We start from the raw sequence: 20,474 nt of genomic DNA, 5'->3' as shown, positions 1-20,474 counted from the left end.
ACGCAAGGCTTGAACCTGAGCCGTTAGGCGTGGGCGATGTCCCCGGTACGACATCCCCATGACGGAGCCGTGAAACGCCCTTGATCCAGCCGCCCGACCCGACCGCCCTGCTCGTCGATGACGAGATCGAGGACCTGGACGCCCAAGATCCGGGCGCCGGCGGCGAGGTCGTGCGGATCGAACTGGGCGCGGACCTGGCCGGCCAGCGGCTGGACAAGGCCTTGGCTACGGCCGCGCCGGACCTGTCGCGAGCCCGCCTGCAGGCGCTGATCGCCGCCGGCCAGGTGTCGCTGGTCGTCGAGGGCCGCGAACCGCGCCCGATGGCCGACGGCAAGACCAAGGCGCCGGCCGGAGTCTATGAGGTGCGGGTGCCGCCGCCGGTCGCCGCCGAGCCCGAGCCGGAGAACATTCCGCTCAGCGTGCTCTACGAGGACGCCTGGCTGATCGTGATCGACAAGCCGCCGGGCATGGCCGCCCACCCCGCCCCGGGCTGCGACAGCGGCACCCTGGTCAACGCCCTGCTGTTCCATTGCGGGGCCAGCCTGTCGGGTATCGGCGGCGTGGCCCGTCCCGGCATCGTCCATCGCCTGGACAAGGAAACCTCGGGCGTGATGGTGGCGGCCAAGACCGACGCGGCCCACCAGGGCCTGTCGGCCCTGTTCGCCAAACACGATATCGACCGCATGTACATCGCCCTGACGCGCGGCGCGCCGCAGCCGGCGGTGGGCACGATCATCACCCAGATCGGCCGCTCGCCCGGCGACCGCAAGAAGATGGCGGTGTTGAAGTCCGGCGGCCGCGAGGCGACCACCCACTATCGCGTCGAGAAGACCTTCGGCGGCGACAAGCCCCTGGCCGCGCGGGTGGCCTGCCGCCTGGAAACCGGCCGCACCCACCAGATCCGCGTGCACATGGCCAGCAAGGGCAGCCCCTGCCTGGGCGACCCGGTCTACGGGGCCGGCGCGCCGGCCGCGCCGGTCAAGGCGGCGCTGACCGAGATCGGCTTTTCGCGCCAGGCCCTGCACGCGGCCGTGCTGGGCTTCGTCCACCCGATCACCGGCGAGACCCTGCGGTTCGAAACGCCCCTGCCGCCCGACATGGCGGCGCTGGAAGCGGCCCTTGAAGCGCTGTAGGCGCATCCCCAGCTTCGCCTTGCACCCCAGATACATTCAGGCCCTAATTCGGTTACAGACCGGGCCCAATGTGGCGGGGTCGGAGGTTTCTTCCATGTTCGCGTCCCGCATCGCCCTCGCCGCCGCTCTTCTGGTCCTGCCGCTGGCCCTCCCCGGCGCGGCGTTCGCCCGTTCGTCCGACGACGAGGTCGTGACCACCGCCGCGGCGCGCGCCACCCGGCCGCCGACCGAGGCCGAGCTGGCCCAGGCCAAGGCCGACGCCCAGGCCCGCGCCGAGGCCGAACGCGCCAAGCCCGCCGCCGTCGACCCGCTTTCGGCCTGGATGGCCGACGCGCCGCCGGTCGGAGGCGATCCGATCAACTACGCGCCGCGCGCGGACCTCGACGTCAACGGCTTCCCCCTGGACAAGGACGGCAAGCGCCAGGTCCACGGCGAGATGGGCGTCAGCGTCGGCACCGGCGGCTATCGCAGCGGCTATGTCTCGTCCCTGATCCCGATCGGCGAAACCGGCACCCTGGGGGTCGCCGTCAGCCAGACCGACTTCGGCAAGCATGGCGGCGGCTACGGTTACGGCGGCTATGGCGGCGGATACGGCGGCTACGGGGGTTACGGCGGCGGATACGGCTACGGCCGCGGCGGCACGTCCCAATCCCTGGCCCTGTCGCTGGACATGCGCGGCGGCGGTAGCGGGCGCTCCAGGTCCGATACGCCGGAAGGCTGCGCGCCCGGCTTCCGCGACGGCGAGCGCTATGTCGAACCGGTCTGGGTGACGCAAATGCGCGGCGACAAGAGCTGCGCGGCGGCCACGGAACGCCCGTAAGACTCCCCTGAGACGAATCGCCTCGCGGGCGATCACGCTGGTCTTGTTCGCCGATACTTAAGAGCTTGCGGTCAAGGTGCCCCCGTCGAGGCGTCATCGGACCGATCTATGCAGCCGGAAATTACCGCTTTCCATCACCCCGCCACCGGGCGGGTGACCTATCTGATCGCCGATCCGGCCACCTTGCTTTGCGCGTTCGTCGACCCCGTGCTCGACTACGACCCGCTGACCCAGGCCGTCGGCACCCGCTTCATCGACGCGATCATCGCCGAGGTGCGCGCCAAGGATCTAGGCCCGACCTGGATCCTGGAAACCGGCCTGCACACCGACCACCTGTCGGCGGCCGGCCACCTGAAATACGAGACCGGCGCCTCGATCTGCATCGGCGCCCCCGTGCTCGAAAGCCTCAAGCGCCTGGTTCCCGTGCTGGGCAGCGACGGCGTCGACCTCGAGGGCTGGGACTTCGACAAGCTGGCCCAGGACGGCGAGGCCTTGCCGATGGGCGGGATCGAGATCACCGCCATCGCCCTGCCCGGCCGCCTGCCCGGCGCCACCGCCTATCAGATCGGCGACGTGGTCTTCGCCGGTTCGGCCATCCTGCCGCCGGACCAGGGCCTGGACGACAGCGCCGCGCCTGGCGCCGACGCCGCCGGCCAGCACGCCGCCGCCCGCCAACTGCTGGGCCTGCCGCCCGAAACCCGCCTCCTGACCGGCTGGACGGGCGACGTCATCGACGCCTGGAGCGCCACGGTGGCCGAACAGAAGGCCCGCAACATCGACGCCGGCGACGCCGTCTCGGCGCAGGCCTTCGTCGCCCGCCGCGCCGGCGCCCCGTCCGCGCCGGACTCGCTGGCCGCCCCGGCCCTGCAGGTGGGCGTCCGCGCCTTCCGCCTGCCGCCCGAGGGGGAAGACGGCAAGCGCTTCGCGCCCGTCGACATCAGTTCTATTTAAAAACTCACTTGCCCTCGCCCCATCCCGGCGCGTAGATGTTTCGCACGCGAAGAAGCTGGGAGACATCGTCATGGCCGAAGACAAGAGCGCCGAACTGACCGCCGCCCAGGCCGACAACCTGCCGGGCCTGCTGGGCCTGGAATGGACGCAGGCCGTCCATGGCCGCGTGACCGGCCGCATGACCGTGGCCAAGCACCACATGGCTCCCAACGGCTTCCTGCACGCCGCCAGCGTCATCGCCCTGGCCGACAGCGCCTGCGGCTATGGCTGCGTCGTCTCGCTGCCCGAGGGCGCCAGCGGCTTCACCACCATCGAGCTGAAATCCAACTTCCTGGGCACGGTGCGCGAGGGCGGCGGCGTGGCCTGCGAGGCGACCCTGGTCCACGGCGGCCGCAACACCCAGGTCTGGGACGCGCTGGTCACCGCCGAAGCCACCGGCAAGACCATCGCGCTTTTCCGCTGCACCCAGATGGTTCTCTACCCCAAGGCCTAGCTCCGGCGTCGCCCGGGGACGGGAAACCGCGCGCCGCGACATAAAAGCTTGTCACAGGCTCTTGCACTCTTCGGGCGGCGCCGCTAGGTATCCCGCCCTCACTCAAGGCACGCCTCCGGGCGGCCCCTGAAGACCCCCTGGAGAGGTGGCAGAGTGGTCGAATGTACCGCACTCGAAATGCGGCGTGCCTGGAAGGGCACCGTGGGTTCGAATCCCACCCTCTCCGCCACCACCCCCTGGTCATAGATGTTCGCGGACGGCCTTAGCCGTCGCGAAGTCCCGTTGCCCACAAAGGCTTTGCGTGCGCGGCGCGCCGGCGATCAGCGCGGCGGTCGGGCCATGCCCTCGAGCGCGGCGGCGACCTTGGTCGTGACCGAAGCCCAGTCGCCGCGCGCCGGCTGGCGGAACAGGCGCAAGCTCGGATACCAGGGCGAGTCGTCGCGGCCCAGCAGCCAGCGCCAGTCGGGTACGCGGGGCAGCATGACCCAGGCCGGACGTCCCAGGGCGCCGGCCAGATGCACCGGCGCGCTGTCGACCGAGATCAGCAGGTCGGCCAGGCTCAGTATGGCCGCGGTGTCCTCGAAATCGGCGATCTCGTCGCCGAGGCGCTCGATCCGCATGCCGGACGGCGGCGCGGCCGCCTGCGCCTCCGCCGGTCCCTTCTGCAGGGCGAGGAAGGTGACGCCCGGCATGGCCAGGGGCGCCAGCGCCGAGAGGGCGAGCGACCGGTTGGCGTCGTTGAGGTGGGTCGGCCGCCCGGCCCAGACCAGGCCGACCAGCGGCCGGGGCAGCCCGGCCAACCGCTTGCGCCATCGCTTCAGCCGACCGGCGTCCGCGCGGAGATAGGGGATGGCGCCCGGCAGGTCGGCCAGCTGCAGGCCCATGACCATCGGCAGGCTCATCATCTCGCAATGGCTGTCGAAGGGCGGCGGCAGCGCCTCGCGCAACACGATCTCGTCCACCCCGGCGAGGCGCCGGGCGAAGGCGGCCTGGTCGGCGTTGATCTGCAGCACGATGCGGGCCTGGCTACGGTCCTTCGCCCAGGCGACCATGCGCATGAACTGGAAGGTGTCGCCAAAGCCCTGTTCGTCATGGATCAGCAGGGTCCGGCCCGGCATCGGCCGCCCGTCCCAGCGCGGCCGCTGGACCCGTCGCTCCAGCTGGACCGTATGCGGCATGCCATAGCGGTAATGGTAGTCCCGCCAGCCGCGCTCGAAGTCGCCCAGCAGCAGCAGCAGTTCGCCCCGCTCGAAGCGGAAGGTGAGATTGCCGGGCAGGGTGTCGACCAACTGGTCGTAGACCTTCAGAGCCTCCTCGATACGCCCCTGGAGACGCAGCGCCACGGCCAGCCCCTGCCAACAGGCGGCGCCGCCGCCCGAGGCGATCGCGTGCCGGGCGCGGGCCTCGGCCTGTTCGGGCTGTCCCACCGCCAGCAGGGCCTGCACCTCGGCCTCGGCCGTCACCGGGCCGCTCGCGCCCGCAGGGCCAGTTCGCGGGCCTCCAGAGCGGCCGCATGGCCCGGGACCGCGGCGAGGACGGCGTCGGCCATCGCCAGCGCTTCGTCGAGCCGGCCGAGCTCGCGCAGGACCCTGGAAAGCCCGAGCGGCAGCCTGGGGTGATTGGGGGCGAAGTCGCGCAGCGCCTCCAGCCAGCCCAGGGCCTGCGGCCAGCGCTGGCGGTCGCCTTCCAGCATCGCGGCATAGGCGTAGGCGTCCCCCATGTGGGGGTCGATCTCGATCGCGCGGCGCAGCAGGACCAGCCCCTCGTCGGGCTGCCCCTGCTCGCCCGTCAGGCGGCCGAGATTGCCGAGCGCGTCGGTATAGAGAGGATTGAGGCGGATCGCCTGCCGGTAGCTGTCGGCGGCGTCCTCCAGCCGGGTCAGCAGGCGCAGGGTGTTGCCGAGATTGTTGTGCCCCTCGGCGAAATCAGGCGCCAGGGCCAGCGCGCGCCGCAGGCATTGCGCGCTTTCCTCGAGGTTTCCGGCTTCCTGCAGGATGATGCCGAGATTGTTCCAGACGGCGGGGGCGGTCTCGTCGAGCGCCGTGGCCCGACGGGCGGCCTGCTCCGCCTCCGCCAGGCGGTTCAGCTGGCGGCAGATCTCGCCGAGATTATTGAAATAGGCCGCCGGCGCGCCGGGCGCGGCGCAGGCCTGCTTCAGATAGTCGACCGCCGCGTCATGCTGGCCGTAGGCATGGGCCATCAAGCCCAGCAGGTGAAGGACGTCGGCCTGGCCCGGCCAGACCTCCAGCACCCGCCGGCACAGCATCTCCGCCTGCTGGGCCTGGCCGGCTTCCCAATGACGGTAAGCCAGGTCGATGGCGGTCTCCACGGGGACGACCTCGGGCTGCTCCGGCTTGGGTTGGGAACCGAGGGCCAGCTTCGGCGGCTTGCGGGCCATGCGCCGTCCTACGACTGCAGTTGCTTCAGGGCGGCCGCCAGCCCCTTCAGCGGAACCGGGATGTCGAGCGCCTTGCCGTCGGCGTTGACGAACCGCACCGTCATGCCGGCGCCGCGCCGGATCTGGTCGAGGCTCTGCTCGTCGAGCTCCACGATCATGCGGCAGCCGCCGGCATGGCAGCTCTCGAACGGCAGGGTGACGGGCTTTCCCGCGTCGATCGTCATGACCAGTCCCGGGATCAGCTGGACGCCGAGCGGCGCCGTGATGACGAGCCGCGCCCGGCCGCCCTGCCCCGTGAACGCCATGCTGACGTTCAGCAGCACCGTGTTCCCCGGCATGGCGACGGCGTATTGCTCGACGTAGCAGATCTCGCGCCCCGCGTCGTCGCGGGTGCATTGCTTGCTCCACAGCGGCCCGGCGGCGCCGTCTGGCTTGTCCGGCGCCGCGAGGGCTGGGCCACTGCCGGCAAGGACAAGCATCGCGGCCAACAGGATTGGCTGCAGGATTGCTTTCGCCATGGATGCGAGCATCACAAGCCTTTCAAGCACGGGTTGGCGGGACGGCGTCCTACCAAGTGTAGCGTAGGCCGGCCGTCAGGGCGTTGCTGCTGCTGTTCTCGCCCAGTTCCAAGCCGTAATCGACGTAGAAGCGCACTTTGTCCGACACCGTCGCCGAGACGTCGAAGCCGGCCAGCAGGCGATCACGGTCCAGGCGGTTGCTCTGCACCAGGAACGCCGCGCCGCCGCTCTGGAAGCTGTTGGTGCTGACCGCATAACGGTCGCCCAGCTCATGGGCCCAGCCCAGCCGCAGGCGCGGCGCGACGGTGGCCGTCCCGACCGTCATCTCCCGCTGGATGCGAACCATCGCCGTCGAGCGCAGCGCGTCAATGTCGGTGGCGCTCGCCCGCAGGGCCAGGTCGCCGCCGCCGGCTTCACCCACGGCGTCACGATCGATGTGGTCGTAGCGCAGGCCGATCGACGGCTCGACGCTGTAGGCGGCCGCCTGCTGCACGAAGCCCGCGCGGATCGCGGCGCCGCCGTTCCAGCCGTCGGAAGTGTCGGTGGCCGTGCGGTCGAGACCGCCGAATTCGATCCGGCGACGCGACTGCGTCTGCGTCCAGCCGCCGTTGGCCTGGCCGTCGACGAAGGCCGAACCGAAACTGGCCGAGGCGTAGAGCGACAGGTTCACGACATCGAGCTCGGCCTGGGACGCGGCCTTGGTGCGCAGTTCGCTGTGGCCAAAGCCCAGGGCCGCGCCCAGCACCGTCCCGTCCTCCAGCGTCACGTCGGAGCCGGCCACGGCGCCGCCGACGCGGTTGTGGGCCTCCGAGGCGTTGCCGTCGCTGTCCTGTTCGCCGATGAGGCCAAAGACCTGGCCCCAGGCGCGAACGCCGGAGACCGGTCGATCCTGGGCCGCCAAGGCCGACGACGCGGGCAGGCGCTCGCCGTTCGACGCATACTGCACCCCGCCCAGGCCCGCCCGGCTGGCCTGCTGCAGATCACCGACCTGGCCATTGCGAAGGGTCGAGAGTCGGTCGTCGAGAATGGCCGAGAAATGGCGTTGCACCGCCATGCCGGCCAACAGGGACTCGCCGTGCACCGCGCCGGCCACCTGGTCCAGGGCCGGACCGATCTGTTGGGGCGACAGGCCATAGAGGGCGCCGAACACCGATCCGGCCTGGACGATCTCAGCCGCCGCCGGGCGTCGGGCGTCGAGCGCTCGGCCGGCGGCGCGCTGGTTGGACGTCTGCCCAAGGCCAAGCGCCGCCAGGTCGCCATAGGCCGCGGGCGTCACGACCAGGTCCAGGTCGCTGGAGCGATAGAGCACGTCGAACCGCGTGCCGGCCGCCATGCCGCTGGCGGGCTGGTCCAGGGTCGAGAAGGCGCCCGTCACCCCGCCGTCGGCGTGGATGATGTTGAACCGATCGCCCAGCGCCGGCGTGAAGCTGTTGCTGGCGGCGCCGGTGATGCCGCGCAGGACCGGCCGCAGCGCGCCGGCCACCGTGATCGGCGCGCCGCTGACGATGACGCGCGAGTAGTTGCCCGCGCCGGCCCCCGTTCCCTTGCCGTCGATGTCGATGGACAGGACGGCGGTGTCGGTGAGGGTGACCGGCTTGGTGAAGGTCAAGGTCCCCGGCGAATTGCCGGGCGCCAGCCTGCCGGCGATCGTGGCCAGGCCGTTGACCGTGCCGACGCCGCGCAGGGTGGCGTTCGACCCGATCTGCAGGGCGCCGTTGAGCGTGCCGTTGAGGCGAAGCTGGGTGTTGGTCACCGTGGTCGTGCCGCCGGTGATGGTGCCGGTCGAGACCACCTCGCCGCCGCCGATGATCTGCAGCGTGCCGGCGTTGGTGACGTTGCCGCTCAGGACCAGTTGGTTCCGGCTGGTGTCGATGACGCCGCCGGTCGCCAGCACCACCAGGTCCTGCCCGGTCGTGGTGTTCTGCGCCACCTGCAGCGTGCCGCCGTTGAAGGTGACGGTCTGGCCGCTGCCGGCTGGGTCGGCGAAGGTGAAATACGGTTGGCTGGTGTCGACGGTGGTCGTCGCCGGGGGCGGCGGGGGCGGCGACGGCGGGGGCGGCGGGGGCGGCGGGGGCGGCGGCGTGACCACCGCGGCGAGGGTGACGACCAGCCTGTTGGTGGAGCCGACGATGGTGGTGGCGGTGGTCGCGGTGAAGCCGGTCGCGGTGACCGAGACGCCGGTATAGTCGGTGCCGGTGACGCTGCCGCTGACGATCGTGTAGTCGCCCGCCGTGAGCGTGCCGGACGGGGCCGCCTGCATGACGATGGTTCCGTTGGTCAGCGTCGCACCGCTCGACACGGTCAGGGCGCCGTAGGCGGCGCCCGAGGTCACCAGCACGACCAGCTGCGCCGCCCCCGACTGGCTGTAGGCGCCGGTGATTTGCGTCGCGCGCCCCGTCATCAGGACGCCGGTGTTGGTGACCGTGCCCGCTCCCGCCTGCGACGTGACGTTGTCGGCGAGATAGGTGTTGCCGGCGAAGGTCACGCCGCCCTGCGACACGATGGTCGAGGCGGTCGAGCTGGTCGTCCCCATCAGCGTGCCGAACGTGGAGCCCGAGCCGCCGGTGATGGTGAGACCGCTGGTGCGCTGATCGCGGATCGCGCCGACGATCGTGCCGGTGTTGGTGAAGTTGACCGCGCCGACCGAGGCGTTGAAATACACGGCCGCGTCGGTGCCGCCAGTCGCGGTGCCGCGGATCAGGCCGCTGTTGGTGAGCGTGCCAACCGTGCCGCCGGCCGTGTAGAGGCCGCTGCCGCCGCTGATCGTGCCGCTGTTGGTGATCGTGTCGACCGACGAGCCGGCGGTCTCGAGATACAGGGCGTAGCCGGTGTTGCTGTTGATCGTGCCGGCGTTGCTGATCGAGGTGACGGCGACATTGGCGCGCAGCAGCAGGGCGTAGCTCGACGCCTGAATGAGGCCCGTGGCGCCGTTGCTGATCGTGCCCACGCGCCCGCCATCCCAGCGGATGCCGCGGACGCCGCCGCTGATCGTCCCGGTGTTGGTGATCCCCGTGATCGTGTTGTTGTTCAGGCCATATATGCCGTTGTTCCCCGAAGGAACGGTGATCGCGCCGTCGTTCCAGATCGACCCGATCGACACGTTGCTGGGGATCGAGACGCCGTCGGACGCCGTCGTCGCGATGCTGCCCGTGGAGGTGATCGACAGACTGGTCCCCGACGCGATCGTCTGCGTCGCGGTGATCGCCGAGCTGATCGTCGTGGTCTGCGCCATGGCCGGCTGCATCGCGGTCAGCACCATCACGGACGTGCCCGCCAGGAGCACCCGGTGGAAGGCGGCCGAACCGCAGAGGCGAGCGGGAGACATCATGAGCGCGCGTTCCTATCGTCTCGGCCAAAAGGGCGCCGAGCTTGGCTGTTTCCCGAGAAGGGCAAGGGACAGGCGCGCCCCCCCAAGGGCCGATTGCCTGCCCCGATGGGAACCACAAGATCCTTAACAACAGCCTTCGACGTGAAGGCGGGCGTGTTCGAAAGCCCGTGTAGGCACGGATCCGTGAGACGGTTCTTCACCGACGGAGCCTCACGACGTCGATCGGCGACGGTCCTTATATCGCCCTTACATCCAGCCCCGCTTTCCGCATGGAGGCCTTACGCCGCTCCGTGGTCTTCAACCGGCCATAGGAATGGAGGCGGCGTATGGCTGACCTGATTTATGTGGCGATGGGGCTTGGCCTCTTCGTCGTTTTCGCCGCGTTCGCGGCGGGGCTGAGGCGCGTTTGACCATGTTGGTGAGCGTGCTTTGGGCGGCCGGGGCGATCGCCGTCGCCGGTTACATGGTCGCGGCGATGCTGCGGCCCGACAAGTTCTGACGGACCTATTTTCATGACCTGGCAAGGATGGGCGGAGATCGCCCTCACCCTCGGCCTGGCGGTCGGCATTGGCTGGCCGCTGGGCGTCTTCATGTCGCGCGTCTGGAACGGCGAGCGCACCTGGCTCGACCCCGTGCTCCGGCCGATCGAGAAAGTCTTCTACGGCGCCTGCGGCGTCGATCCGACCAAGAGCCAGACCTGGTACGGCTACGCCGGCGCCCTGCTGGCCTTCAACGCCGTGGGCTTCCTGTTCGTCTACGCCGTGCTGCGGCTGCAGGGCGTGCTGCCGCTGAACCCGCAAGGCTTCGCCGGCCTGTCGCCGCATCTGGCCTTCAACACCGCCACCAGCTTCGTGACCAACACCAACTGGCAGAGCTATGGCGGCGAGACCACCATGTCGACGCTCAGCCAGATGCTGGTGCTGACGGTGCAGAACTTCGTCTCGGCCGCCACCGGCGCGACCATCGCCGCCGCTCTGGCCCGAGCCTTCATCGCCAATCGCGGCCAGGGCGTCGGCAACTTCTGGGCCGACCTGGTCCGCACCACGCTCTACGTGCTGCTGCCGCTGTGCTTCGTCGTGGCGGTCGTCCTGGTCGCCCTGGGCGTGCCCCAGACCCTGGCGGCCGGCGTCACCGCCCACACCCTGGAGGGCGGCGAGCAGAAGATCTCGCTGTTCGCCACCGCCAGCCAGCTGGCGGTCAAGCAGCTGGGCATCAACGGCGGCGGGATCTTCAACGTCAATTCCGCCCACCCGTTCGAGAACCCCACCCCGCTGACCAACCTGATCACGGCCGTGTCGATCAACGTGCTGGGCTGGGCCGCCTTCTTCGCCTTCGGCCGCTCGGCCCTGGCCAGGAAGGACGTGCGCGCCCTGGTCATCGCCGGCTCGCTGCTGCTGGCCGCCGGCGCGGCCGGCGTCTACGCCGCCGAGACCCGTCCGGCCCCGGCCCAGGTCGCCGCCCATGTCGACACCTCGGTCAACATGGAAGGCAAGGAGGTCCGCTTCGGCGCCCCCTCGACCGCCGCTTGGGTCGCCATGACCACCGGGGCCTCGAACGGCTCGGTCAACGGCATGCATTCCAGCCTGATGCCCCTGGGCGGCGCCATGGCGATGTTCCTGATGCAACTGGGCGAGATCCTGCCCGGCGGCATCGGCTCGGGCATCGCGATCATGGTCGTCATGGCCCTGCTGGCGGTGTTCGTGGCCGGACTGATGGTCGGCCGCACGCCCGAATATCTGGGCAAGAAGGTCGAGGCGCGCGAGATCCAGCTGTCCATGCTGGCCGTGCTGATCGTGCCGCTGTCGATGCTGGGCTTCTCGGCTGTCGCCGCGATCCTGCCCGAGGCGCTGAAGGGCCTGATGCACGCGGGGCCGCACGGCCTGTCTGAGATCCTCTACGCCTACGTCTCGGGCACGGCCAACAACGGCTCGGCCTTCGGCGGACTGACGGCCAACGCGCCCTGGTGGAACATCACCCTGGGCGTGGCGATGATGCTGGGCCGCTTCATCCCGATGATCGCCGTCCTGGCCATCGCCGGCGCCCTGGCCGCCAAGCCCAAGCTCGCCCCCAGCGCCGGCACCCTGCCGACCGATGGCGGCCTGTTCATCGGCCTCCTGATCGGGGTGATCCTGATCCTGGGCGGCCTGCAATTCTTCCCCGCGATGGCGCTGGGACCGATCGTCGAGCATTTCCAAGCGCTCGCCGCGGTCGCCGCCTTCCACTGATGGGTGACCTCATGACTTCTCTGGACATCAATGCTGGCGAGGGCCGCCGCAAGTCGGCCGCCCTGGCCGGCGGCCTCTCGGGTCCGGTGCTGGCCCGCGCCCTGCGCGAGGCCTTCCTCAAGCTGGATCCGCGCAAGCTGACCGGCAATCCGGTGATCTTCGCCACCTGGGTCGTGGCCCTGCTGTCGACGGTCTCGGCCGTCGCCGCCATCGCCGACCACCAGGCCGCCGGTTTCGCGATCCAGGTCTCGCTGTGGCTGTGGGCCACGGTGCTGTTCGCCAACCTGGCCGAAAGCGTCGCCGAAGGGCGGGGCAAGGCGGCCGCCGACAGCCTGCGCGCCACGCGGGTGACCACCAAGGCCAAGCTGATCATCGATCCCGAGAACGGCGCCTGGATCCCGACCCCGGCCCACAAGCTGACCCTCGGCGAGGTGATCCTGATCGAGGCCGGCGACGTGGTCCCCACCGATGGCGAGATCATCGAGGGCATGGCCAGCGTCAACGAGGCGGCGATCACCGGCGAAAGCGCGCCGGTGATCCGCGAAAGCGGCGGCGACCGTTCGGCCGTCACCGGCGGCACCACGGTGGTGTCGGACTGGATCAAGGTGCGGGTCACGGCCGAGGCCGGCTCGACGTTCCTGGACCGCATGATCGCCATGGTCGAAGGCGCCGACCGTCGCAAGACGCCCAACGAGATCGCCCTGGCCGTGCTGCTGGCGGGCCTGACCCTGATCTTCCTGATCGCGGTCGTCACCCTGCTGGGCCTGGGCAAGTTCTCGGGCGTGGCGCTGGATCCGCTGGTGCTGGGCGCGCTGTTCATCACGCTCATTCCGACGACGATCGGCGGCCTGCTGTCGGCCGTCGGCATCGCCGGCATGGACCGCCTGCTGAAGGTCAACGTCCTGGCCACCTCGGGCCGGGCGGTGGAAGCCGCCGGCGACGTCGACACCCTGCTGCTGGACAAGACCGGCACCATCACCTTCGGCAACCGCATGGCGGTCGAGGTGATCCCCGCCCCCGGCGTGCGGCCCGACCAGGCCCTGCGCGCGGCCCTGATGGCCTCGCTGGCCGACGAGACGCCCGAAGGTCGCTCGATCATCGAACTGGCCCGTAACCAGGGCCTGACGGCCGAGACGCCGGCCGGTGCGGTGTCGATCCCGTTCACCGCCCAGACCCGCCAGTCGGGCCTGGACCACAACGGGCGTTCCTGGCGCAAGGGCGCGGTGGACGCGGTCTATCGCGCGCTGGCCATCGATCCCAAGACCGTGCCGGCCGAGGTGGCCGCCGCCGTCGATCGCATCGCCCGCTCGGGCGGCACGCCGCTGGCGGTCAGCGAGGACGGCGTCCTGGTCGGCGTCATCCACCTCAAGGACGTGGTCAAGCCCAACGTCAAGGAACGCTTCGCCGACCTGCGCCGCATGGGCCTGCGCACGGTGATGATCACCGGCGACAACCCGGTGACCGCCGCCGCCATCGCCTCCGAGGCCGGGGTCGACGACTTCCTGGCCGAGGCCACCCCCGAGGACAAGCTGCGGCTGATCCGCGAGGAGCAAGGCAAGGGCCGGCTGGTGGCCATGTGCGGCGACGGGGCCAACGACGCGCCCGCGCTCGCCCAGGCCGACGTCGGCGTGGCCATGCAGACCGGAGCCCAGGCCGCCCGCGAGGCCGGCAACATGGTCGATCTCGACAGCGATCCGACCAAGGTCATCGAGATCGTCGAGGTCGGCAAGCAGATGCTGATCACCCGCGGCGCCCTGACGACCTTCTCGATCGCCAACGACGTGGCCAAGTACTTCGCCATCATCCCGGCCATGTTCGTGGTCGCCCTGCCCGCCCTGGGCGCCCTGAACGTCATGAAGCTGCACAGCCCGCAAAGCGCGATCCTGTCGGCCGTGATCTTCAACGCCCTGGTCATCGTCGCCCTGATCCCCCTGGCGCTGAAGGGCGTGAAGTACCGCGCTGTCGGGGCCGGCAAGCTGCTGTCGCGAAACCTGATGATCTACGGCCTGGGCGGCCTGGTCGCCCCGTTCATCGGCATCAAGCTGATCGACATGATCGTCTCCGGCCTGGGGTGGGCGTGATGATCCTGCGCGACCTGCTGTTCGGCGTCGGCGCGATCGGCCTGATCATTCTGGCCGCCGTGACCGCTCAAGCCCTCTGAACCTCGCCAAGTTTCTTTCCTGAAAGACCGACTTCCATGACCAAGTTCGCTTTCCCCGCTCTGCTCGCCATCGGCGCCCTGGCCGTGTCGGCCGGCGCCGTCTCGGCGCAGGCCGGGCCCCAGCTGAGCTACAATGTCGGCGTCGCCTCCGACTATGCGTTCCGGGGCGTCAGCCAGACCGACGAGAACGCCCAGCTGTTCGGCGGCGTCGACCTGACGGCCGGCAAATTCTACGCCGGGACCTGGGCCTCCAACGTCGACTTCAACGACTCCACCGACGCCGAGATCGATCTCTACGCCGGCTTCAAGCCGACCCTGGGTCCCGCGACCCTGGACCTGGGCGTGATCTATTACGGCTATGTCGACGCGCCCTCGGGGGCGGACTACGCCAACACCGAGTTCAAGGTCGCGGCCTCGGTTCCCGCCGGCAAGGGTTCGCTGGGCGGCGCGGTGTTCTACAGCCCCGACAGCTTCGGCGCCGCCGACGAAGCCACCTATTACGAGGTCAACGGCAGCTATCCGGTGGCCGCGAAATGGAGCGTCTCGGGCGCGCTGGGACGCCAGACCTACAAGGGCCCCGGCGACTACACGACCTGGAATCTGGGCGCGGCCTATGCGATCAACGACAAGCTCGCCCTGGACCTGCGCTATGTCGACACCGACCAGCATGACTTCGGCAAGCTGTACGACAGCCGCGCCGTCGCCACGCTCAAGGCCACGTTCTAGAAGAGGCTGAAACCATGCTGTCGCACCTTCGCCCCGCCATCGTCTCGATGGGCCTGTTCACGGTTCTGCTGGGCCTGGCCTATCCCCTGGCCGTCACCGGCGTCGCCCAGGCCGCCTTCCCCGCCCAAGCCAACGGCTCGCTGCTGCGCGACGCCAAGGGCGCGATCGTCGGCTCGGCCCTGATCGGCCAGCCTTTCGCCAAGGCCGAATATCTGCACCCGCGTCCGTCGGCGGCCGGCAACGGCTACGACGCCTCGGCGTCCAGCGGCTCCAACATGGGTCCGCTGAACGACAAGCTGATCGCCCGCGAGAAGGAAGAGGCTAACGCCCTGCGCGCCGAAAACCCTGGCGCGGCCATCCCCGCCGACGCCGTGACGACCTCGGCCTCGGGGCTGGACCCGGACATCTCGCCGGCCTATGCCCGCTTCCAGGCCAAGCGGATCGCCAAGGCGCGCGGCGCGCCCGAGGCGGCCGTCCTGGCCGTGGTCGACAGTCAGGTTCTGCCGCCGTTGCTGGGCTTCATCGGCCAGCCGCGCGTCAACGTCCTGGCGGTCAACCGCGCCCTCGACGCCCGTTTCCCGAAAGGCGGATAGTTGCCAGCGGACGATCCCAAATACACCGAAAAGGGCCGTCCGGATCCGGAGGCGCTCCTGGCCGCCGCCAACAAGGCGAGCCGGGGGCGCCTCAAGGTGTTTCTGGGCATGGCCCCCGGGGTCGGCAAGACCTACGAGATGCTGCGCGCCGCCCGGCGCCGCAAGGCCGAGGGCCAGGACGTGCTGGTCGGCCTGGTCGAAACCCATGGCCGCCGCGAGACCGAGAGCCTGCTGCGCGGCATGGACGTGCTGGCGCGGCAACCGATCGACCATCGCGGCCGCGTGCTGATGGAGTTCGACCTGGACGCGGCCCTGGCCCGCAAGCCCAAGCTGCTGCTGGTCGACGAATACGCCCATTCCAACGCCCCCGGCTCACGCCACCCCAAGCGCTGGCAGGATGTCGAAGAACTGCTGGCGGCGGGCATCGATGTCTGGACAACCCTGAACGTCCAGCACCTGGAAAGCCTGGTCGACGTGGTCCAGCGGATCACCGGCGTGCGCCAGCGCGAGACCGTGCCCGACAGCGCCCTGTCGCGGGCCGACGACATCGAGGTCGTCGACATCACGCCCGACGAGCTGCGCGAGCGGATGACGGCCGGCAAGGTCTATGTGCCCGAGACCGCGCGCCTGGCGTCCGAGAATTTCTTCAAGATCGAGAACCTGACGGCCCTGCGCGAGCTGGCCCTGCGCCGCGCGGCCCAGACCGTCGACGACCAGCTGGTCGCGGCCATGCGCGAGAAGGGCGTCGACGGGCCGTGGGCGGCGGGCGAGCGCATCCTGGTGCTGGTGGGCGGCGACGCCATGGCCGGCGGCCTGGTCCGGGCCGGTCGCCGGCTGTCGGACATGATGATGGATGCCCCCTGGACCGTGGCCCATGTCGAGCGCACCGACCGGCCGGCGGTCGGGGCCGAGGGCTCGGTGCGGCTGCGCGAGGCCTTCCGCCTGGCCGAGCAGCTGGGCGGCGCGACCGTCGCCCTGACCGGCGGCGACATCGTCGCGGCGGTGATGGCCTACGCCCGGCGCAACAACGTCACCCAGATCGTCATCGGCAAGTCGGCCGACAGTCGCTGGCGCGAGGCGCTGGGCCGCTCGCTGGCGGCGGCGCTGCTGCGCGAGGCGCGGGGCGAGGCGATCCACGTGGTCACCGAGGCCGGACACGAGCGCGAGCCGCGACCGCCCCGGCGACTGGGCCTGGGTCCCTGGCAGGGCTATGCGGTCGGCGCCCTGTTCGTGCTGGCCGCGACCCTGGCGGCCTGGGGCCTGGACGTCGCCTTCGACCGGGTCGACCTGGGGATGATCTTCCTGGCCGCGGTGCTGGCGGCGGGGGTGATGCACGGGCTGCGGCCGGCCCTGGCGGCGGCGACCGTCGCCTTCTTCGTCTACAACTACCTGTTCCTGGAGCCCCGCTACACGCTGGCCATCGGGGCGCCGACCGACTTCCTGACCCTGGTGGTGTTCTGGGCGGTGGCCCTGGCCTCGGGCGGACTGGCGGGCCGGGTCCGGGACCAGGCCCTGGGCTCGCAGCGCCGCGCCGCCGCCGTGGCCACCCTGCTGGCCGCCAGCCGCACGCTGTCGGCCGGGGCGGGCCGCGAGGCCGTCGCCCGGGCCCTGGCCGAGCAGGTCGCGGCGGCCGCCGGGGCGCGGACCCTGGTCCTGCTGCCCACCGATGGCGAGATCGTTCCGGTCGCCGGCTCGCCGGACCTCGAGCCGCTGGACGCCGCCCCCATGGCCGCCGCCCGCTGGGCCTGGGAGCGCGGCGAGCCGGCCGGGGCCGGCACGGGCACCCTGCCCCAGGCTCGCTGGACCTTCTGGCCACTGGACGGCGTGCGCGGCCGGACCGGCGTGGCGGGCGTCGAGGCCGGGATCCTGGCGGCGGGTTCCGACGACGAACGCCTGGTCCTGGCCCTGTTGGAACAGGGCGCGGTGGCGCTGGAGCGCTCGCGCCTGGCGACCGAGGCCGTGGAGGCCGAGACCCTGCGCCGCGCCGACCGCTTCCGCTCGGCTCTGATGAACTCGGTCAGCCACGACCTGCGCACGCCGCTGTCGACGGTGCTGGGCGCCTCGACCACCCTGATCGACTACGGCGACAAGCTGACCAAGCCGGTGCGCGACGACCTGATCGTCAGCATTCGCGAGGAGGCCGAACGGCTGAACCGCTATGTCGCCAACCTGCTGGACATGACCCGCATCGAAGGCGGCGCCCTGCGCCTGCGGTCCGAATGGATCGACGTGCGCGACGTGCTCAACGCCGCCGCCGACCGCGTCTCGCGCCGCCTGGGCGGCCGCGATCTGAGCCGCGACTTCCCCGCCGAGCTCACCCTGGTCCAGGCCGACGCCAGCCTGCTGGAACAGGTTGTGGTCAATGTCCTTGAGAACGCCATCGCCTACAGCCCGCCCGAGGCGCGGATCGAGATGGCCGCCTACGAGGACCGCTCCAACCTGGTGATCAGCATCGAGGACGAGGGACGCGGCATCCCGCCGACCGAGCTGGAACACGTCTTCGAGAAATTCCGCCGCATGGACGAGCCCAGCGACCGCAGCCAGGGCGCGGGCCTGGGCCTGTCGATCGCCAAGGGCTTCATCGACGCCATGGGCGGGCGGATCGCCGCCGCCAGCCCGATCCACGACGGCAAGGGCACGCGCGTGCTGATCAGTCTGCCCAAGACGATCGCCACGCCGCATCACCTGCTATGACTGCATCATGACCGCGCTTCGCCATCGCATCCTCGTCATCGACGACGAGCCCCAGATCCACCGGTTCCTCGGCCCCGCGCTGGACGCGGCCGGCTACGAGCCCTTGCGCGCCGACAGCGGCCAGGAGGGCCTGCGCGGCATCGCCCTGTGGTCGCCCGACGCCGTGGTGCTGGACCTGGGCCTGCCCGACATGGACGGCAAGGAGGTGCTGGCCAAGGCCCGGGCCTTCTATGACGGGCCGATCGTCATCCTGTCGGCCCGCGACCGCGAGGTCGAGAAGATCGAGGCCCTGGACCGGGGCGCCAACGACTATGTCGAAAAGCCTTTCGGGGTGGGCGAGCTGCTGGCCCGGCTGCGCGTCGCCCTGCGCCAGTCCGCGCGCGCGCCGGCGCCCACCGGGCCGATCCGCGCGGGCGACGTCGAGATCGACCTGGAAAAGCGGCTGGTCACCCGGGGCGGGACGCCCGTGAAGGTCTCGCCCAAGGAATACGACCTGCTGGTCCGCCTGGCGCTGGGCGCGGGCAAGGTGCTGACCCACAAGGAACTTCTGGTCGCCGTCTGGGGCGCGGCCCACGCCCACGACACCCAGTATCTGCGCGTCTTCGTCGGCCAGCTTCGCCACAAGCTGGAGGCCGATCCGGCGACGCCGAAGATCATCCTGACCGAACCGGGGATCGGCTACCGGTTTGTCGCCTGACGCGGAGAGACGGCTCGTGCTCGATGACCAACCGGCGCCGCGCCCCTGGTGGAAGGACGCCGTCGTCTACCAGATCTATCCGCGCTCGTTCCTCGATACGAACGGCGACGGGGTGGGCGACCTGCCGGGGATCACGGCCAGGCTGGACTACCTGAAGGACCTGGGCGTCGATGTGGTCTGGCTCAGCCCGCACTTCGACAGCCCCAACGCCGACAACGGCTACGACATCCGCGACTATCGCAAGGTGATGGCCCAGTTCGGGACCATGGCCGACTTCGACGCCATGCTGGCCGGGATGACGGCGCGCGGCATGCGGCTGATCATCGACCTGGTGGTCAATCACTCCAGCGACGAGCACGCCTGGTTCGTCGAGAGCCGCAAGAGCCGCGATAATCCGTACAGGGATTACTACATCTGGCGTGACGGCAAGGAAGGCGGCCCGCCCAACAACTACGGCGCCTTCTTCGGCGGCCCGGCCTGGACCTTCGACGAGGGCAGCGGCCAATACTACCTGCACTATTTCGCCGCCAAGCAACCGGACCTGAACTGGGAAAACCCCAAGGTTCGCGAGGAGGTCCATGACCTCATGCGGTTCTGGCTCGACAAGGGCGTGTCGGGCTTTCGGATGGACGTCATTCCGTTCATTTCCAAGCAGCCCGGCCTGCCCGACCTGACGCCGGAGCAGCGCCGCGCGCCGCAGTTCGTCTACGCCGCCGGCCCCAAGCTGCACGACCATCTGCGCGAGATGCGCCGCGAGGTCCTGGACCACTACGACACCCTGACCGTCGGCGAGGCCTTCGGTGTCACGCCCGACGCGGCCCGCGACCTGATGGACAGCCGGCGCGGCGAGCTGAACCTGGTGATCAATTTCGACATCGTGCGGATGGACATCGACGGCTGGCGCAAGACCACCTGGACCCTGCCCCGGCTGAAGGCGCTCTACACCCAGCTGGACCAGGCGGCGGAGCCGTTCGGCTGGAACACCCAGTTCCTGTCCAACCACGACAACCCGCGCTCGGTCTCGCATTTCGGCGACGACGATCCAGCCTGGGTCGAGCGCTCGGCGAAGGTGATCAACACCCTGATCCTGACCCAGCGCGGCACGCCGTTCCTCTATCAGGGCGAGGAGCTGGGCATGACCAACTATCCGTTCCAGACTCTGGACGACTTCGACGACCTGGAGGTCTCGGGCCGCTGGCGCGACGTGAAGCATCGGGTCTCGGAAGAAGAATACCTGGCCAACGCCCGGGCCATGGGCCGCGACAACAGCCGCACGCCGATGCAGTGGACGGCGGGCCCTAGTGGCGGCTTCACGACGGGGCGACCATGGCTGGCGGTCAATCCGAATACGGCGGCGATCAACGCCGAGGACCAGGCCGCGCGGCCGGATTCGGTGCTGGCCCACACCCGCGCCCTGATCGCCTGGCGGCGCGGTTGCGTCGACCTGCGCGAGGGCGACTACCGCGACATCGACCCCGACCATGAGCAGGTCTTCGCCTACCGCCGGGGCGGCCTACTGGTGCTGCTGAACTTCGGACGGGACACGGTGCGCTACGCCGTTCCCGCCGAACATCCGATCTCGGGCGTCGCCTTCGGAGCCGCCGGGATCGAGGCCCAGACCGTCACTCTGGACGGCTGGACCTCGGCGATCCTGACGGTAGGGGCCGGCTAGGAGGACCGACATCCAGCTCGGGAGGCGAAAACCTCGTCCTTCGACAAGCTCAGGATGAGGTTTCC

At 70.3% G+C, this 20,474-nt stretch carries 16 protein-coding genes and 1 tRNA gene; 13 read left to right on the top strand and 4 right to left on the bottom strand.

The genetic code is table 11. The features are described 5' to 3' along the window. Positions 1–134 precede the first annotated feature (134 nt). The 5 genes from G3M62_RS02315 (at position 135) to G3M62_RS02295 (ending at position 3,626) form a co-directional block, all read left to right on the top strand. The gene (locus G3M62_RS02315; protein WP_425483861.1) at positions 135–1,133 is read left to right on the top strand and encodes an RluA family pseudouridine synthase; all 999 of its coding nucleotides are present in this window, start codon (positions 135–137) and stop codon (positions 1,131–1,133) included. A gap of 94 nt (positions 1,134–1,227) precedes the next feature. Next, the gene (locus tag G3M62_RS02310; RefSeq protein ID WP_165184402.1) at positions 1,228–1,953 is read left to right on the top strand and encodes a hypothetical protein; all 726 of its coding nucleotides are present in this window, start codon (positions 1,228–1,230) and stop codon (positions 1,951–1,953) included. Positions 1,954–2,061: 108 nt separating this feature from the next. Next, complete coding sequence (locus tag G3M62_RS02305; protein ID WP_165184401.1) at positions 2,062–2,904, top strand: MBL fold metallo-hydrolase; 843 nt, start codon at positions 2,062–2,064, stop codon at positions 2,902–2,904. A gap of 70 nt (positions 2,905–2,974) precedes the next feature. Continuing rightward, entirely contained in the window at positions 2,975–3,397 is a 423-nt protein-coding gene (locus G3M62_RS02300) for a PaaI family thioesterase (RefSeq protein WP_165184399.1), read from the top strand. A gap of 139 nt (positions 3,398–3,536) precedes the next feature. Continuing rightward, a tRNA-Ser gene (locus G3M62_RS02295) sits at positions 3,537–3,626 on the top strand. Between the two features lie 91 nt (positions 3,627–3,717). On the opposite strand, the gene G3M62_RS02290 is transcribed toward G3M62_RS02295, so the two are convergent. The 4 genes from G3M62_RS02290 to G3M62_RS02275 form a co-directional block, all read right to left on the bottom strand. Beyond that, positions 3,718–4,860: a glycosyltransferase family 9 protein gene (locus tag G3M62_RS02290; RefSeq protein WP_165184397.1), complete on the bottom strand. Its 1,143-nt coding sequence runs from the start codon at positions 4,858–4,860 to the stop codon at positions 3,718–3,720. Then, a complete protein-coding gene (locus tag G3M62_RS02285) occupies positions 4,857–5,726 on the bottom strand; it encodes a tetratricopeptide repeat protein (RefSeq protein WP_165184396.1) in 870 nt (289 codons plus the stop codon). Before G3M62_RS02285 ends, G3M62_RS02290 begins: the two co-directional genes overlap by 4 nt. Positions 5,727–5,803: 77 nt before the next feature. Then, positions 5,804–6,313, bottom strand: a complete 510-nt coding sequence (locus tag G3M62_RS02280) for an invasion associated locus B family protein (protein WP_165184394.1) — start codon at positions 6,311–6,313, stop codon at positions 5,804–5,806. Between the two features lie 49 nt (positions 6,314–6,362). Continuing rightward, positions 6,363–9,641, bottom strand: coding sequence for an autotransporter outer membrane beta-barrel domain-containing protein (locus G3M62_RS02275; protein WP_165184392.1), 3,279 nt, complete (start codon positions 9,639–9,641; stop codon positions 6,363–6,365). 406 nt (positions 9,642–10,047) lie between these two features. Between G3M62_RS02275 and G3M62_RS02270 the strand changes: the two genes are divergently transcribed. The 8 genes from G3M62_RS02270 (at position 10,048) to G3M62_RS02235 (ending at position 20,409) form a co-directional block, all read left to right on the top strand. Next, positions 10,048–10,140, top strand: a complete 93-nt coding sequence (locus tag G3M62_RS02270) for a potassium-transporting ATPase subunit F (RefSeq protein WP_165184390.1) — start codon at positions 10,048–10,050, stop codon at positions 10,138–10,140. A 13-nt stretch (positions 10,141–10,153) separates the two neighbouring features. Further along, positions 10,154–11,866, top strand: coding sequence for a potassium-transporting ATPase subunit KdpA (gene kdpA / locus G3M62_RS02265; RefSeq protein WP_165184389.1), 1,713 nt, complete (start codon positions 10,154–10,156; stop codon positions 11,864–11,866). 11 nt (positions 11,867–11,877) lie between these two features. Then, positions 11,878–13,947: a potassium-transporting ATPase subunit KdpB gene (gene kdpB, locus G3M62_RS02260; protein ID WP_165184387.1), complete on the top strand. Its 2,070-nt coding sequence runs from the start codon at positions 11,878–11,880 to the stop codon at positions 13,945–13,947. Between the two features lie 116 nt (positions 13,948–14,063). Beyond that, positions 14,064–14,753 (top strand): TorF family putative porin, encoded by a 690-nt coding sequence (locus tag G3M62_RS02255; RefSeq protein WP_165184385.1) that lies wholly within the window; start codon positions 14,064–14,066, stop codon positions 14,751–14,753. Positions 14,754–14,767: 14 nt separating this feature from the next. Then, complete coding sequence (gene kdpC / locus G3M62_RS02250) at positions 14,768–15,346, top strand: potassium-transporting ATPase subunit KdpC (protein WP_165184384.1); 579 nt, start codon at positions 14,768–14,770, stop codon at positions 15,344–15,346. Then, the gene (locus tag G3M62_RS02245) at positions 15,347–18,040 is read left to right on the top strand and encodes a sensor histidine kinase (protein ID WP_165184382.1); all 2,694 of its coding nucleotides are present in this window, start codon (positions 15,347–15,349) and stop codon (positions 18,038–18,040) included. 7 nt (positions 18,041–18,047) lie between these two features. After that, positions 18,048–18,737: a response regulator gene (locus G3M62_RS02240; protein ID WP_165184380.1), complete on the top strand. Its 690-nt coding sequence runs from the start codon at positions 18,048–18,050 to the stop codon at positions 18,735–18,737. 16 nt (positions 18,738–18,753) lie between these two features. Next, on the top strand, positions 18,754–20,409 hold the full coding sequence (locus tag G3M62_RS02235; RefSeq protein ID WP_205691935.1) for an alpha-glucosidase: 1,656 nt from the start codon (positions 18,754–18,756) through the stop codon (positions 20,407–20,409). Positions 20,410–20,474: the final 65 nt, after the last annotated feature.

Source organism: Caulobacter soli, from assembly GCF_011045195.1.
GTDB lineage: Bacteria > Pseudomonadota > Alphaproteobacteria > Caulobacterales > Caulobacteraceae > Caulobacter > Caulobacter soli.
Note: the sequence above shows the minus strand (reverse complement) of the source record. Positions and strands in the feature narration are given on the sequence as shown.